The sequence below is a fragment of the Labrys sp. Lb11 genome, assembly GCF_057554225.1.
This window is the reverse complement of sequence record NZ_BAAJOT010000001.1, coordinates 37,465-51,246: the sequence shown is the minus strand read 5'-3', so window position 1 is coordinate 51,246 and position 13,782 is coordinate 37,465. Positions and strand designations below refer to the sequence as shown.

At 70.2% G+C, this 13,782-nt stretch carries 14 protein-coding genes; 4 read left to right on the top strand and 10 right to left on the bottom strand.

The window, feature by feature from the left end:
- The first annotated feature begins 172 nt into the window (after nt 1-172).
- Entirely contained in the window at nt 173-1,099 is a 927-nt protein-coding gene (rsmI, locus tag AC27L4_RS00240) for a 16S rRNA (cytidine(1402)-2'-O)-methyltransferase (RefSeq protein ID WP_487139941.1), read from the top strand.
- A gap of 10 nt (nt 1,100-1,109) precedes the next feature.
- On the top strand, nt 1,110-1,481 hold the full coding sequence (locus tag AC27L4_RS00235) for a YraN family protein (protein ID WP_487139940.1): 372 nt from the start codon (nt 1,110-1,112) through the stop codon (nt 1,479-1,481).
- 6 nt (nt 1,482-1,487) lie between these two features.
- On the opposite strand, the gene AC27L4_RS00230 is transcribed toward AC27L4_RS00235, so the two are convergent.
- Together AC27L4_RS00230 and AC27L4_RS00225 are read right to left on the bottom strand one after the other, a co-directional pair.
- A complete protein-coding gene (locus AC27L4_RS00230) occupies nt 1,488-3,686 on the bottom strand; it encodes a transglycosylase domain-containing protein (RefSeq protein ID WP_487139939.1) in 2,199 nt (732 codons plus the stop codon).
- A gap of 102 nt (nt 3,687-3,788) precedes the next feature.
- Nucleotides 3,789-4,418 carry a S24 family peptidase gene (locus AC27L4_RS00225; RefSeq protein WP_487139938.1) on the bottom strand — a complete coding sequence of 210 codons (630 nt, stop codon included), beginning with the start codon at nt 4,416-4,418 and terminating at the stop codon, nt 3,789-3,791.
- A 115-nt stretch (nt 4,419-4,533) separates the two neighbouring features.
- On the opposite strand from AC27L4_RS00225, the gene AC27L4_RS00220 reads away from it, so the two are divergent.
- Both AC27L4_RS00220 and AC27L4_RS00215 read left to right on the top strand, forming a co-directional pair.
- Nucleotides 4,534-4,878 carry a DUF952 domain-containing protein gene (locus tag AC27L4_RS00220; protein WP_487139937.1) on the top strand — a complete coding sequence of 115 codons (345 nt, stop codon included), beginning with the start codon at nt 4,534-4,536 and terminating at the stop codon, nt 4,876-4,878.
- Nucleotides 4,875-5,885: a quinone-dependent dihydroorotate dehydrogenase gene (locus tag AC27L4_RS00215; protein ID WP_487139936.1), complete on the top strand. Its 1,011-nt coding sequence runs from the start codon at nt 4,875-4,877 to the stop codon at nt 5,883-5,885. The genes AC27L4_RS00220 and AC27L4_RS00215 overlap by 4 nt, the downstream gene beginning before the upstream one ends.
- On the opposite strand, the gene AC27L4_RS00210 is transcribed toward AC27L4_RS00215, so the two are convergent.
- From AC27L4_RS00210 to AC27L4_RS00175, 8 genes are all read right to left on the bottom strand, one after another.
- On the bottom strand, nt 5,860-7,140 hold the full coding sequence (locus AC27L4_RS00210; protein ID WP_487139935.1) for an RNA polymerase sigma factor: 1,281 nt from the start codon (nt 7,138-7,140) through the stop codon (nt 5,860-5,862). The genes AC27L4_RS00215 and AC27L4_RS00210 overlap by 26 nt on opposite strands.
- A complete protein-coding gene (locus AC27L4_RS00205; protein WP_487139934.1) occupies nt 7,130-7,513 on the bottom strand; it encodes a YciI family protein in 384 nt (127 codons plus the stop codon). The genes AC27L4_RS00210 and AC27L4_RS00205 overlap by 11 nt, the downstream gene beginning before the upstream one ends.
- A gap of 111 nt (nt 7,514-7,624) precedes the next feature.
- Nucleotides 7,625-8,206 carry a dienelactone hydrolase family protein gene (locus tag AC27L4_RS00200; protein ID WP_487139933.1) on the bottom strand — a complete coding sequence of 194 codons (582 nt, stop codon included), beginning with the start codon at nt 8,204-8,206 and terminating at the stop codon, nt 7,625-7,627.
- Nucleotides 8,207-8,350: 144 nt separating this feature from the next.
- Entirely contained in the window at nt 8,351-9,787 is a 1,437-nt protein-coding gene (locus AC27L4_RS00195; protein ID WP_487139932.1) for an amidase, read from the bottom strand.
- Between the two features lie 36 nt (nt 9,788-9,823).
- A complete protein-coding gene (locus AC27L4_RS00190) occupies nt 9,824-10,858 on the bottom strand; it encodes an ABC transporter substrate-binding protein (protein WP_487139931.1) in 1,035 nt (344 codons plus the stop codon).
- A 22-nt stretch (nt 10,859-10,880) separates the two neighbouring features.
- Complete coding sequence (locus tag AC27L4_RS00185) at nt 10,881-11,684, bottom strand: ABC transporter permease (protein WP_487139930.1); 804 nt, start codon at nt 11,682-11,684, stop codon at nt 10,881-10,883.
- Nucleotides 11,677-12,603, bottom strand: a complete 927-nt coding sequence (locus tag AC27L4_RS00180; RefSeq protein ID WP_487139929.1) for an ABC transporter permease — start codon at nt 12,601-12,603, stop codon at nt 11,677-11,679. Before AC27L4_RS00180 ends, AC27L4_RS00185 begins: the two co-directional genes overlap by 8 nt.
- Nucleotides 12,603-13,715: an ABC transporter ATP-binding protein gene (locus AC27L4_RS00175; RefSeq protein WP_487140924.1), complete on the bottom strand. Its 1,113-nt coding sequence runs from the start codon at nt 13,713-13,715 to the stop codon at nt 12,603-12,605. The genes AC27L4_RS00180 and AC27L4_RS00175 overlap by 1 nt, the downstream gene beginning before the upstream one ends.
- Between the last annotated feature and the right edge of the window lie 67 nt (nt 13,716-13,782).

Here is a 13,782-nt window from a genome sequence, read left to right as displayed (position 1 = left end):
CCACGCACGGCATCTGAGTGCTGCCGGGGGTATCCGTCCCCGGATTCGGCCGAAGCACCCGTTGATTTTGCATGAACCTCGGCTGGAATGATACTGGTTCAACATGCGGGATGGCCGCGTCCGCGCCAAGCCGTCGCCGCCCGCCGTCCACAATTCCGCGAGGGCCCTCGCCATGCCTCCCGACAGCCCCCCGGCCGATATCGCCGCCCGCCGCAGCTACACGCTGCACGGCCAGCGCCTGGCCGCGCCCTCGCTCCAGCCCGGCCTGCACGTGGTGGCGACGCCGATCGGCAACCTCGCCGACGTGACCCTGCGCGCCCTCACCACCCTGGCCGCGGCCGACCTCGTGGTGTGCGAGGACACGCGCGTCACCAGCCGTCTCACCAACCATTACGGCATCGAGGCCGACCTCGTGCCCTACAACGACCACAACGCCCCGCGCGTGCGGCCGCAGATCCTGGAGCGCCTGGACGACGGCGCCACCGTTGCCCTGGTCTCCGATGCCGGCACGCCGATGGTGTCCGACCCCGGCTACAAGCTGGTGCGCGATGCCATCGAGGCTGGCATCGCCGTCTATTCCGCCCCGGGGGCCTCGGCGGCGCTGGCGGCGCTGACCGTGGCCGGGCTGCCGACCGACCGCTTCTTCTTCGAAGGCTTCCTGCCGCCCAAGGACGGGGCGCGCGCCAACCGCCTGGCCGAACTCAAGACGGTGCCGGCGACGCTGGTGTTCTACGAGAGCGGGCCGCGCCTCGCCGACAGCCTCGCCGCCATGGCGGCCGTGCTGGGCGACCGGGCCGCGACCGTGGCGCGCGAGCTGACCAAGGCCTACGAGACCGTCTATCGCGGCACGCTGGTGTCGCTGGCGACGGATTTCGCCCTCGGCGGGGAGACGCGCGGCGAGATCGTCGTGGTGGTCGGCCCGCCGGTCGAGGAGAAGGCGAGCGCCGACGAGATGGAAGCCTCGCTGGCCTCGGCGCTCGACAGCCTGTCGGTGAAGGACGCCGCCGCCTCCGTAGCCGCCCGGCTCGGCCTGCCCCGGCGCGACGTCTATGCCCGGGCGGTGGAGCTGGCGGCTGCGCGGCGCGCCAAGGACCCGTGAGCATCCGCCGATGAGCGACCTCACCGGCCGGCGGCGCGCTTTCCGCTTCGGCCTTGGCGCCGAGGGCCGCGCCGCCTGGCTGTTGCGCTTCAAGGGCTACCGCGTCCTGGCCCGGCGCTTTCGCACGCCCGGCGGCGAGGCGGATCTGGTGGCGCTCCGCGGCGGCGTGCTGGTCTTCGTCGAGGTCAAGGCGCGGAGCGAGCTGACCATGGCGCAGGAGGCGATCACCCTGACGCAGCAGCGTCGTATCGCCGCCGCGGCGCGAGCCTGGCTGGCGCGCCATCCCGAGGATGCCACCCGCACCCTGCGCTTCGACGCCGTCTTCATCGCCCCCGGCCGCTGGCCGCTGCACATCGTCAACGCCTTCGAGGCGGATATCTGAGCGGGGCTACTGCCCGACCACCTGCTTGATCCAGTCGCCGAGGTTCGGGCCCTGGGGCGGCAGCCAGGCGCCGTTGCCGGCCGGGGCGGGGGTCATGGCCACGGGCTGGTCGTCGGGGGCGCCGTCGAGCTGGGGCTGCGCCGCGACCACGGGGTTCGCATCCTGCGGCGGAGCCGGCGACCAGGGCCGGCCGGGCAGCGGCTGCGGCTGCAGGCCCTTGTGGGCGGCGACCATGAACGTGTTCCAGATCGAAGCCGGCAGGCTGCCGCCGGTGATGCGCCGGGTCGAGGTGCCGTCGTCATTGCCGAGCCAGACGGCCGTGACCATGTGGCTGGTGAAGCCGATGAACCAGGCGTCGCGGTAGTTCTGGCTGGTGCCGCTCTTGCCCGCCGACTGCCAGCCCGGCAGCGCCGCCTTGCGCGCGGTACCGATGGTCAGCGTCTGGCTCATCATCGCGTTCATCATGCCGACCTCGGCGTCGCTGATCACCTGGGGCATCGGCGGGGCGTTGCGCTGGTAGAGCACCTTGCCCGAGACGCTCTTCACCCGGGTGACGACGTAGGGGATGATGCTGCGGCCGCCATTGGCGAAGACCGCATAGGCGGAGGTGATCTCCAGCGGCGTCACCTCGGAGGTGCCCAACGCGATGGACGGGTTGGGATCGAGCTTGGAGGCGATGCCGAGGCGCTGGGCCACCGCCACCACCGCCTTCGGGCCGACCTCGGCGCACAAGCGCACCGCCACCGTGTTGAGCGACAGGGCGAGCGCCGTCGCTAGCGACACCGGGCCGCGATACTCCTTCGAGAAGTCCTCGGGACGCCAGCCGGCGAGGCTGACGGGGGCGTCGTCGCGGATGGTCTCGGGCGTCATGCCCGCATCCAGCGCCGCCAGGTAGACGAAGGGCTTGAAGGTGGAGCCGGGCTGGCGCCGGGCGGTGATGACGCGGTTGAACTGGCTGGCGGCATAGGAACGCCCGCCGACCAGGGCGCGCACCGCGCCGGTCGGCTCCATCGCCACCACGGCGCCCTGGCCGACATTGAGTTTGGCGCCGTTCTTGTCGAGCGCCTGGGTCAGCGCCTGCTCGGCCGCGACCTGCAGCTTGGAATCGATGGTGGTGTCGACCACGACGTCGGTTTCCAGCGGCCCGACATAGTCGTCGAGCAGGTCCATCACCCAGTCGGCGGGATAGTTGCCGGAGAAGTTGTCGGCCCGGCTGGTGACGACGGCCGGCTTGGCGATCGCGGCCTTGGCGTCCTTGCCGGTGATCACGCCCATGTCGGCCATGGCGTCGAGCACGATCCCCGCCCGCTCCTGGGCGCCCTTGGCGTTCCTGTTGGGCGCCAGCTTCGAGGGCGCCTTGACCAGGCCGGCCAGCATGGCGGCCTGAGGCAGGGTCAGCTTCGAGGCCGGCCGGCCGAAATAGCGCTGCGCCGCCGCCTCGATGCCATAGGCGCCGGCGCCGAAATAGACGCGGTTGAGGTACATCTCCAGGATCTGATCCTTGGAGTATTTGTGCTCCAGCCATAGCGCCAGGACCGCCTCCTGCACCTTGCGCTCGATGTTGCGCTCCTGGGTCAGGAACAGGTTCTTGGCGAGCTGCTGGGTCAGCGTCGAGCCGCCCTGCTCGACCTGGCCGCTGGTCAGGTTGCGCGTCATGGCGCGGGCGAGGCCCAGCGGGTCGATGCCGAAATGGGAGTAGAAGCGCCGGTCCTCGATGGCGACGAAGGCCGCCGGCACGTAGGACGGCAAGCTCTTGATCGACACCGCCGCCCCGCCCATGTCGCCGCGATTGGCGATCGGGGTGCCGTCGGAAGCGAGGATCTGGACGTTGGGCGGGCGCTGCGGCACCTCCAGGTTCTGGATCGGGGGCAGCCGCGCGGCATACCAGGCGACCAGTCCGCCGACCGCGAGCACGCCCCAGATCGACAGGACGAAGCCCCAGTAGAACAACCGCCAGAAAAAGGAGCGGCGCTTGCGGCCCGGGCGCGGCTTGCGCTCGCCACCACCGCCGCGACGAGGCGATCCGCCCGGCGCTTCCGCCGCGGCCCGGTTCCGGCCGGTCTCCTCGCGACGCCCCCGGCGCACCTTGCCTCGCCCGGCGGTCTCGGCCATGGATGCCGGAGCCGGACGATCGTCCCGGGTTACGCGCATGTCGGCACCGCCTCGCTCGTCCTCGAAATGCGGTTCGCGCCGTCCCTCGATCATGCGTCGGCGCTCTCCCGTCAATCCGCTCGAATAGGCCGATGCTCCTTAACAGAATAATCACGGCCGCATTAAGGGCGTATTAGGCGCCGGATCGCCGCGCCGCTACTGGCTGGCCCAGACGATGCGCGCCATCGACGCGATTTCGCCCTGTTGCAGGACCCGGTCGCCTTCCGTCGGGCCGAGGCCGACGAGCTCGACGACCCGCGCCGTGCGGCGCTTCAACTCGCGGGCCAGCACCTCGCCGCCCCGCGTCCTGACCACGATGCGGTCGCCCTTGCGGATCTGCGTCTGCGGAGCCACGACGATCACGTCGCCGTCGCGGTAGAGCGGCTGCATGGCCTCGCCCGAAATCTCCAGAGCGTAGAGGCGCTCGTCGCCGGTTCCGGGAAACACCGTCTCGTCCCAGCCCTTGCCGGTGGGCAGGCCGGCCTCGTCGAACAGCCCGTCCGCGCCAGCCTGGCCGAGCCCGATCATCGGAATGCGCCGCGGCGCCTTTTCCCGCGCCCGGTCGAGGATGCTCAGGAAGGCGTCGAGCGAATCACCGGTCGCCTCCAGGATCTTGGCGACCGACTCGGTCGAGGGCCAGCGCGCCCGGCCGTCGCCGGTGATGCGCTTGGACTTGTTGAAGGTGGTGGCATCGAGGCCGGCCTTGCGGGCGAGGCCGGAAGCCGATAGCCCGTGGCGAGCCGCCAGCGCATCGATGGCGTTCCAGATCTGGGCGTGGGTGAGCATCGGGCGATCCTGGCGGAACCTAGGCGACGATACCTACGCGATAGGATTTATCACCTATCAATACGCTTGTCATCACGCCGGGCCGGAAGCGGACGCAAATCTGACGGGAAGGGCCATGCCGACCATCTACAAGATCGCCACCAGCGCGCAGTGGCACGAGGCCGAGACGCTGGGCCGCTTCGACGGTGCGCCGGTCGACCTCGCCGACGGCTTCATCCATTTCTCCGACGCCGGCACGGTGCGCGAGACCGCGGCCCGGCATTTCGCCGGCCAGGCCGACCTCCAGTTGGTGGCAGTCGAGGCCGACAGACTCGGCCCGGCGCTGAAATGGGAGGTCTCGCGCGGCGGCGCCCTGTTCCCGCACCTCTACGGCTCCCTGCCGCTCGCCGCCGTGCAGTGGGTCAAGCCGTTGCCGCTCGGGCCGGACGGCCGCCATGTCTTCCCGGAGCCGCTCGTATGATCGGCGCGCTCTACCCGCTCGTCCGCCCGCTGCTGCACGGCCTCGACGCCGAACGGGCGCACGATCTGACGCTGCGCGCCCTGAAGGTCCTGCCGCTGCCGCCGGCTCCCAAGGACGATCCGGCGCTGGCGGTGGAGGCTTTCGGCCTGCGCTTTCCCAACCCGGTCGGCGTCGCTGCCGGCTTCGACAAGAACGCCGAGGCGGTCGACCCGCTGCTCCGGCTCGGCTTCGGCTTCGTCGAGGTCGGAAGCCTGACGCCGCGGCCGCAGGACGGCAATCCGCGCCCGCGCCTGTTCCGCCTGCCGGCCGACGAGGGCGTGATCAACCGCTTCGGCTTCAACAACCGCGGCCATGCCGACGCGCTGGGGCGCCTTTCGGCCCGGCCGCCGGCCGGCATCGTCGGGGTGAATGTCGGGGCCAACAAGGACAGCGAGGACAAGGCGGCCGACTATGCCGCCGGCATCGCCGCTTTCGCCGGCGTCGCCTCCTACTTCACCCTCAACGTCTCCTCGCCCAACACGCCGGGCCTGCGCAACCTGCAGAAACGCGAGGCGCTGGACGACCTGCTGGCTCGGTCGGTGGCGGCGCGGGACGAGGCCTCGCAGCGCCATCCGCGCCGGCCGCTGCTGCTGAAGATCGCCCCCGACCTGACGCTGGACGAACTCGACGACATCGTCGCCGTGGCGCTCGCCCGCGGCCTCGACGGCATGATCGTCTCCAACACCACGATCTCACGGCCGGACAGCCTCCGCGACAAGGCGGTCGCCGCCGAGGCCGGCGGCCTCTCCGGCGCGCCGCTGTTCGATCTCTCGACCCGGATGCTGGCGCAGACGGCGGCCCGCGTCGAAGGCCGTTTCCCGCTGGTCGGCGTCGGCGGCATCGACTCGGCCGCGGCGGCGAAGGCGAAGCTCGCGGCCGGCGCGACGCTGGTGCAGATCTACTCGGCCATGGTCTATCGCGGGCCGGGCCTGGTGCAGGAGATCAAGCGGGGCCTCCGTCACCGCTGAGATCCGGACGATCCGGCAGCATGTCACAACGCCGCTTCAGGAAGCGGCGCACGGCGGCATCGGATTCCAGGCCGATCGCCCGCTGATAGGCTTCGGCCGCGGCGGCGACGGCGCCCGTGCGGTGCAGCAGATCGGCCCGCGCCGCCCAATAGGGCTGGTATTGCGCGAGGCGTGCATCGCCCTCCAGGGTATCGAGCAGCCGCAGCCCCGCTGCCGCGCCCTGCAACTCGGCCAGGGCGACCGCCCGGTTGATGGTGACCACCGGCGAATTGGTGAGGGCCGACAGCGCTCCGTACAGCCGCGCGACCGCCACCCAGTCGGAACCGCCGGTGCGGCGGCGGACGGCGTGGGCGGATTGCACCGCCGCCTCGAGCTGGTAGCGGCCGGGCGCGCCCATGGTGCCGGCGCGTTGCAGCAGCGCCTCGGCTTCCTCGATCAGTCCGGCATCCCAGCGCGCCACGTCCTGCAGGGTCAGCGGCACGTAATCGCCCGACGCATCGCGCCGTGCCCGCCGCCGGGCCTCGGCATGCAGCATCAGCGCGAGCAGGCCGAGCGCCTCCGGCTCGCCCGGCAGCAGCGCCACGACCAACCGGCCGAGGAAGATACCCTCGGCCGCCAGGTTGCCGCCGCGCCCGCCGGCTCCCGCCGGGTCGGACCAGCCCTCGGCGAAGACGGCATAGATCGCATCGAGGACGGCCTGCAGCCGCGGCGCCAGCTCCGAACGCTCGGGCACGCGGAACGGGATGCCTGCCAGCCTGATCTTCGCCTTGGCGCGCACCAGGCGCTGGCCCATGGTGGCGGGGGCGACCAGGAAGGCCGAGGCGATGGTCGCCGCGTCCCAGCCCAGCACGGTCTGCAGGATCAGCGGGGCACGGACGGCGGCGTCGATGGCCGGATGGGCGCAGACGAACATCAGGCGCAGGCGTTCATCCGGCACCGGTTCCGGCGCCGCGGCCATGCTCTCCAGCTCCCCGGCCACCCGCTGCATCTCCCAGGCCAGGCTCTCGCCCCGCGCCCGGCGGCGACCGGCATCGATCATCCGCCGGCGCGCCGTCGCAACCAGCCACCCCTCCGGATTGGCCGGCACGCCCTTTGCCGGCCAGTCGACCAGGGCGGCGGCGAAGGCGTCGGAAAAGGCGTCCTCCGCGCCGGCCAGGTCGCGCATCCGCGCCGCGAGGGATGCGACGAGACGGCCGTAGCTGCGACGGGCCACGGCCTCCGCCGTCTCCCAGGCGGGCGCGGGTTCAGGCCGCATTGGCCATGGTGTGCGGCCAGATCGGCCGCACCTCGATGACGCCGGTGCTGGCGCCGGGACAGCGGGCGGCCCAGGCCAGCGCCGCGTCGAGATCCGGCACGTCGATGATGTAGAAGCCGCCGAGCTGCTCCCTGGCCTCGGCATAGGGCCCGTTCAGCACGTGGGTCTTGCCGTCGGCGACGCGCACGGTGGTGGCGGTCGAGGTCGGCCGCAGCCGTTCGCCCGCCACCCGCGCCCCGGCCGCGATCAGCGCCTCGGTGTAGGCCTGATAGGCGGCCGACACCTGGTAGGTGTCCGGGCTATCGGTCATCACCTCCGGCGAGGCGGCCCGCATCACGGCCTCGTCGAAATAGATCATCAACATGTACTGCATCACTCTCTCCATCCTGGGCGGGACCACCCCGCCGCCCCGATGACGCACGGGGCGGCAGGCATTTCGACACGGGCGGAAAATAATTCCGTCCGTGGCGGCCGGCCGATCCGTCTACATCCGGCCGAGAAACGCGAGCACCCGCCGGGTGAGCAGCGCTGCGGCATCGGCGTCATAAGACGGCAGCGAACTGTCCGCGAAATAGTGCCGATCGCCGGGATAGAGGAACAGCTCCGCGTCGGCGACCGTGGCCACGATCTCGCGAGCGGCGTCGACGTCGCCCTCGCCGACGAAGAACGGATCGTTGTCCATGCCGTGGATCTGGACCGGGACGCCGTCCGGCCAGGGGCCGACGGCCCACTTGCCGCTGATGGGCAGACAGGCATGGAAGAGCAGCGCCCCGCAGGCGCCGGGACGCGTCTGCGCGAGCGTTTGCGCCGGCAGCACCCCGAAGGAGAAGCCGGCATAGACGAGTCGGGGCGGCAGGGCGTCGGCCGCGCGCACACCGCGCTCGCGCATGGCGTCGAAGCCGACCGCTCCGATATGGGCGAGGCCGTCGTCAATGCCGGGGAAGGTACGGCCGTCGAACAGGTCGGGCGTGTGCACGATGTGTCCGGCCGCTCGCAGATCGCCGGCGAAGGCGTGCACGCCCGCGGTCAGCCCCTGCGCGTGATGGAACAGCAGGACCTCGGCCATCGACAACCTCCGTGCGGGGTGCGGGGGCCGGCCACAGTGCGGGTTGCCGGGCGAAACGGCAAGTGGCGCTCCCCCTGCGCGGCCCTCTAAGGTCGCTCGCCGGCCCGGAGACCGCTCGTGCATCGCGGCCGCGATCGGCCTTGCCTATGGCGCGTCGGACCTCGCGGCCAGTTGCGGCGGCCGGCGGCCGGGCCAGTCGGTCGCGCGGTGATAGGCCTCGCCGAGCTGCAGCACGGCGAGGTCGGCGCCGCGCGGGCCGATCAGCTGCATGCCCATCGGCAGGCCGGCGGCCGAGAAGCCGGCCGGCACGTTCAGCGCCGGCAGGCCGGCGATCGAGGCCGGGACGACGATCTCCATCCATTGGTGATAGGTCGTCATGGTCCGCCCGGCGACGACATCCGGCCAGCGGATCCCGGCGTCGAAGGGGAAGAGCTGGGCGCTGGGCAGCACCAGGGCGTCATAGGTCTCGAAAAGCTCGGCGGCGACCGCGAACCACTCGGAGCGGACGGCGCTGCCCTCGTGCACCGCGAGGGCCGAGACAGCGAGCCCGCTCTCGATCTCGTAGATCAGCTCCGGCTTCAGCAGGGCGCGGGTCGCCGGGTCGACGTAGAGCTGGCGCTTGCCGCCGGCATTGGCGAAGCTGCGCAGCGCCAGCCAGGCGTCCCACAGGCGCCGCGGGTCGAAGGGCGGCACGACGCGCTCGACCTGCATGCCGAGCCCGGCAAAGGTCCGCAGCGCCGCCTCGCAGGTTTCCAGCACCGCCGGCTCGACGGCGAAATAGCCGGCCCAGTCGCCGATCCAGCCGATGCGCCGGGCCCGCGAGGGCTCGTCCAGCCCGGCGAGGAAGGAGGGATGCGCCGGCAGCGCGTGCGGGTCATGCGCCACCGGACCGGCCATGACGTCGAGCAGCAAGGCGAGGTCGCGCACGGTGCGCGCCATCGGGCCGTCGGTCGAGATCTGGTTGAGGAACAGGTCGCCGACGGGATCGCGCGGGATCCGCCCGAAGCTCGGCCGGAAGCCGTAGACGTTGCAGAAGGCGGCGGGATTGCGCAGCGAGCCCATGGTGTCGGAGCCGTCGGCGAGCGGCACGAGCCGCGCCGCCAGCGCCGCCGCCGCCCCGCCGCTGGAACCGCCCGCGGTCCTCGACAGGTCGTAGGGGTTGCGGGTGACGCCGTGGACCGGGTTGAAGCTGTGCGAGCCCAGGCCGAATTCGGGCGTGTTGGTCTTGCCGATCAGGATGGCGCCGCCGGCACGGATGCGGGCGGCCAGCAGGTCGTCCGCATCCGGCACGTGATCGGCGTAGAGCGGCGAGCCATGGGTGGTGCGGATGCCGGCCGTCTCGACCAGGTCCTTGACGGCGAAGGGAAGGCCGTGCAGCGGCCCGCGCCGCGGCGCCGCATCGGCCGCCCTTGCCTCGGCGATCAGTTCGTCGCGTGGCCGGAGCGAGACGATGGCGTTGAGGGCCGGGTTGAGGCGCTCGATGCGGTCGAGGAAGGCGGCCATCACCTCGGCGCAGGAGATCTCGCGGGCGGCGATCGCCCGCGAGAGGATTTCGGCGGCGAGGGCCGTCGGGTCGCTCATGCCAGGCTGCGCCACGATCATGCCCTCCAATGCCGGTCACTTGTTCACATCGGTCCAGATGCGGGCATAGAGCGCGCTCACCTCCGGCGGACAGGTGGTCAGGAACTCGCCCTTGTCCTGGAATTCCGCCGGCACCACCAGCTCGGGCGCCGTGCGCATCTCCTCCGGCATGAACTTCTCCGACCCCTTGATGCCGTTGGCGTATTTGGCGAAGGCCGAGAGCATCGCGGCGTTCTCGGGATCCATGATGAAGTTCATGAACAGCTTGGCGTTCTCGACGTTCTTGGCGTCCTTGAGGATAGCGACGCTGTCCATGAAGTAGGGGAAGCCCTCCTTCGGATAGCCGAAGGCGATGTCCGGGTTCTTCAGCCGCGAGCGGAAGATGGCGCCGTTCCAGTAGTAGACCCCGGCATAGTCTCCGGCCGGCAGCTTCTCGGTGACGCTGTAGTCCATGGCCAGCCATTTCGGCTTGGCCTCGATCAGCTTGTCGCGGACCTTCTTCAAAAGCTCCTTGTCGTCCGTACACCATTTGCCGCCGAGATATTTGATGGTGGCGAACAGCACGTCGTTCATCTCGGGCGCGACGTTGATCTTGCCGACGAGCTCGGGCGGCGGGTCGAGGAAGATGGCGGAGGTGTTGATGTCGCCGCCATAGACCTTCTTGTTGACGCCGATGCCGGTCAGGCCCCACTGCCACGGCACGGTGTAGTGGCGGCCCTTGTCCCAGTCCACGTCGACCCAGCGCGGATCGACGTTCTTGAAGTTCTCCATCTGGTCGGGCCGGGCCTCGAGCAGCAGACCCTCCTTGACCCAGATCGGCACGTAATTGGCCGAGGGCACGACGATGTCGAAGCCGTGGCCGCCGGCCCGCACCTTGGCCAGCGCCGTGTCGTTGGAATCATAGTCGGTGATGGTGACCTTGACGTTGTAGGTCTTCTCGAACTTCTTGATCATCTCGGGGCTGGTGTAGTCGCCCCAATTGTAGATGTTGAGCGCGCCGTCCGCCGCGGCGCTGCCGGCGAATCCAAGGATCGCCAAGGCTGCTGCCGCAGCCGTCGTCTTCCACCTCATGTCCCTCTCCATTGGCTTGGGTTCAGGTTTTCTTGCGGTTGATGAAGAAGAACGCGGTCACCAGCAGGACGGACAGGGCCAGGAACGCCGTGGCGATGGCGTTGACCTCCGGCGTGACGGAGCGGCGCAGCTGGCCGAGCATGTAGGTGGGCAGCGTGTCCTGGCCGCCCGACTTGACGAACTCGGTGATGACGACGTCGTCCAGGGAGATGACGAAGGCGAGCATGAAGCCGGCGATGACGCCCGGCCGCAGCAGCGGCAGCGTCACCCGCCGGAACGTCATCCAGGGCGTGGCGTAGAGGTCGGCCGCGGCCCGCTCCAGCGTCAGGTCCATGCTCTCCAGGCGGGCGCGGATCGGCAGATAGGCGAAGGGGATGCAGAAGGCGGTGTGCGCGATGATGAGGTAGCCCAGGCCGGAATAGCCGGTCCACACCTTGATCCGCGAGAACACGATCAGCAGCGCCACCGCCGTGACGATTTCGGGCACCATCAGCGGCTGGTTGATGAAGGCATACTTGAAGCCGAGGCCCGGATAGGGCGCGGTGCGCGTCGTCGCCAGCGCCGCCATGGTGGCGGTGATGGTGGCGACCGTGGCGGCTGACATGGCGATGACGAAGGACAGGATCGCCGCGTCCTGCACGTCCGCGTTCTGCGAGGCGGTGACGAACCAGCGCAGCGACACGCCCTGCCATACCGTCACCGACTCGCTGGCGTTGAAGGCATAGGCGACCAGCGTGACGATCGGCAGGTAGAGCAGGACGAAGGTCAGCATCGCCGTGGCGGCGAAGCCGGGCTGCACGCGAATGTCGAACCGCCGGCTAGCCATGGCTGCCTCCCGAACGCGAGGCGTTGCGCACATAGACGAGCAGGGCGACCATGACGATGATCATCAGCGTGATCGACAGCGCCGCGCCGAGCGGCCAGTTGCGGCCGGAACCGAACTGCAGCTCGATCAGGTTGCCGAGCATCAGGTTCTTGCCGCCGCCGAGGACGCGCGGGATGACATAGGCGCCGAGCGAGGGGATGAAGACCAGGATCGAGCCGGCGACGATGCCCGGCCTGACCAGCGGGATGATGATGCGCCACAGCACGCTGAGCCGGCCGGCATAGAGGTCGTAGCCGGCCTCGATCAGCCGGAAGTCGAGCTTCTCCATGCTGGCATAGAGCGGCAGAACCATCAGCGGCAGATAGACATAGACCATGCCGAACAGGATCGCCGTGTCGGTGTACATGATCTGCAGCGGCTCGCGGATGACGCCGGTGGCCATCAGCAGCGTGTTGAGGATGCCCTCGTTGCGGATCACCTGCTGCATGGCGAAGGTGCGGATCAGGAGGTTGGTCCAGAACGGGATGGTGATCAGGAACACCCAGACCTCGCGGGTATGCCGCGGGCGCGTGGCGATGAAATAGGCGGTGGGGAAGCCGAGCAGCAGGGTCACTGCCGTCGTGATCAGCGACAGGCGCAGCGAGCGCCAGAAGATCGACAGGTGGGCGTCGGCCAGGGTGAGGGTGTCGTCGAAGATGTCGCGCTGGAAGAACACCGAGAACCAGCCGTCGAGCGAGTACTGGCCCGGCTTCACGTCGCCGTAGTCGCCCTTCACCATGAAGGAATAGGCCAGCATCACGAAGAGCGGGCCGATCGCCGCGAACAGGATGATGAGCAGCGCCGGCGCCGACAGCAGCCAGCGGTTGACGATACCGCGCCTGGCGGCTGCCCGCGCGGCCTGGCCGGCTGCCGTCGCCATCAGTGCCTCAACACCTGGGCCGCCCCGTCCTGGATGCGGACCGCGATCGTCTGCCCGACATCGAAGCGCGGCGCGGTGCCGCGCCGGTTCGGCGTGCGCACCAGGAAGACGTCGCCGGAGCCGAGGCGAACGTGGAACTGGGTGTCGATGCCGGAATAGACGATGTTCTCCAGATGGCCGGTCAGGTCGCCCTCGGCCGCCGCGGCGGCGATCTCGGCATGCTCGGGCCGGACGACCACGGTGACACGCCCCGAAGGCACGGCCTCGCGCGGCAGGCCGGCGCGGATGCGGGCGCCGGCATCGAGCCGGACCTCGCCCCCGCCCTCGCCGGCGCCCTGCAGCTCGCCGTCGAGGAAATTGGTCTCGCCGATGAAGTTGGCGACGAAGCGGTCGGCCGGGTGCTCGTAGATGTCCCGCGGCGCCCCGACCTGCAGCACCTTGCCCTTGGACATGACCGCGATGCGGTCGGACATGGTGAGCGCTTCCTCCTGGTCGTGGGTGACGAAGATGAAGGTGATGCCGGTCTCGTGCTGCATGCGCTTGAGCTCGATCTGCATCTCCTTGCGCAGCTTGTAGTCGAGCGCCGAGAGCGGCTCGTCGAGCAGCAGCACCTTCGGGCTCGGCGCCAGCGCCCGGGCGAGCGCGACGCGCTGGGCCTGGCCGCCGGAGATCTGGTCGGTACGGCGCTTGCCGAGCTCCTCCATGTGCACCAGCTTCAGCATGGCCGCGACGCGGGACGCGATCTCACCCTTCGGCCGGCCGAGCATCTCCAGGCCGAAGGCGACGTTCTCCGCGACGGTGAGGTGGGGAAAGAGCGCGTAGCTCTGGAACACCGTGTTGACGGGCCGCTTGAACGGCGGCAGCCCGGCGATGTCCTCGCCGTGCAGCAGGATCGCTCCCTCGGTCGGATACTCGAAGCCGGCGATCAGGCGCAGCAGCGTGGTCTTGCCGCAGCCCGAGGGGCCGAGCAGCGTGAAGAACTCGTTCTCGCGGATGGCGATGGAGACGTCGTCGAGCGCCCGCGTGGCGCCCGGCCCCTGGCCGAACGCCTTGACGATGCCTCGCGCCTCGACCGCAACGCGCTTGTCCCCCGCCCCGGCAAGCTCCGGCATGCTCTGCACCCGTGTTTATCGTTGTCGCCGCGGCGGGCGGCAGGGCCTCCCGATGCGGCGATGAACG

What these genes read in the sequence shown, in the direction of transcription:
- rsmI (WP_487139941.1), top strand. Translation starts at nt 173, where the DNA reads ATGCCTCCCGACAGCCCCCCGGCCGATATCGCCGCCCGCCGCAGCTAC.
- AC27L4_RS00235 (WP_487139940.1), top strand. Translation starts at nt 1,110, where the DNA reads ATGAGCGACCTCACCGGCCGGCGGCGCGCTTTCCGCTTCGGCCTTGGC.
- AC27L4_RS00230 (WP_487139939.1), bottom strand. Translation starts at nt 3,686, where the DNA reads ATGATCGAGGGACGGCGCGAACCGCATTTCGAGGACGAGCGAGGCGGT.
- AC27L4_RS00225 (WP_487139938.1), bottom strand. Translation starts at nt 4,418, where the DNA reads ATGCTCACCCACGCCCAGATCTGGAACGCCATCGATGCGCTGGCGGCT.
- AC27L4_RS00220 (WP_487139937.1), top strand. Translation starts at nt 4,534, where the DNA reads ATGCCGACCATCTACAAGATCGCCACCAGCGCGCAGTGGCACGAGGCC.
- AC27L4_RS00215 (WP_487139936.1), top strand. Translation starts at nt 4,875, where the DNA reads ATGATCGGCGCGCTCTACCCGCTCGTCCGCCCGCTGCTGCACGGCCTC.
- AC27L4_RS00210 (WP_487139935.1), bottom strand. Translation starts at nt 7,140, where the DNA reads ATGCGGCCTGAACCCGCGCCCGCCTGGGAGACGGCGGAGGCCGTGGCC.
- AC27L4_RS00205 (WP_487139934.1), bottom strand. Translation starts at nt 7,513, where the DNA reads ATGCAGTACATGTTGATGATCTATTTCGACGAGGCCGTGATGCGGGCC.
- AC27L4_RS00200 (WP_487139933.1), bottom strand. Translation starts at nt 8,206, where the DNA reads ATGGCCGAGGTCCTGCTGTTCCATCACGCGCAGGGGCTGACCGCGGGC.
- AC27L4_RS00195 (WP_487139932.1), bottom strand. Translation starts at nt 9,787, where the DNA reads ATGAGCGACCCGACGGCCCTCGCCGCCGAAATCCTCTCGCGGGCGATC.
- AC27L4_RS00190 (WP_487139931.1), bottom strand. Translation starts at nt 10,858, where the DNA reads ATGAGGTGGAAGACGACGGCTGCGGCAGCAGCCTTGGCGATCCTTGGA.
- AC27L4_RS00185 (WP_487139930.1), bottom strand. Translation starts at nt 11,684, where the DNA reads ATGGCTAGCCGGCGGTTCGACATTCGCGTGCAGCCCGGCTTCGCCGCC.
- AC27L4_RS00180 (WP_487139929.1), bottom strand. Translation starts at nt 12,603, where the DNA reads ATGGCGACGGCAGCCGGCCAGGCCGCGCGGGCAGCCGCCAGGCGCGGT.
- AC27L4_RS00175 (WP_487140924.1), bottom strand. Translation starts at nt 13,715, where the DNA reads ATGCCGGAGCTTGCCGGGGCGGGGGACAAGCGCGTTGCGGTCGAGGCG.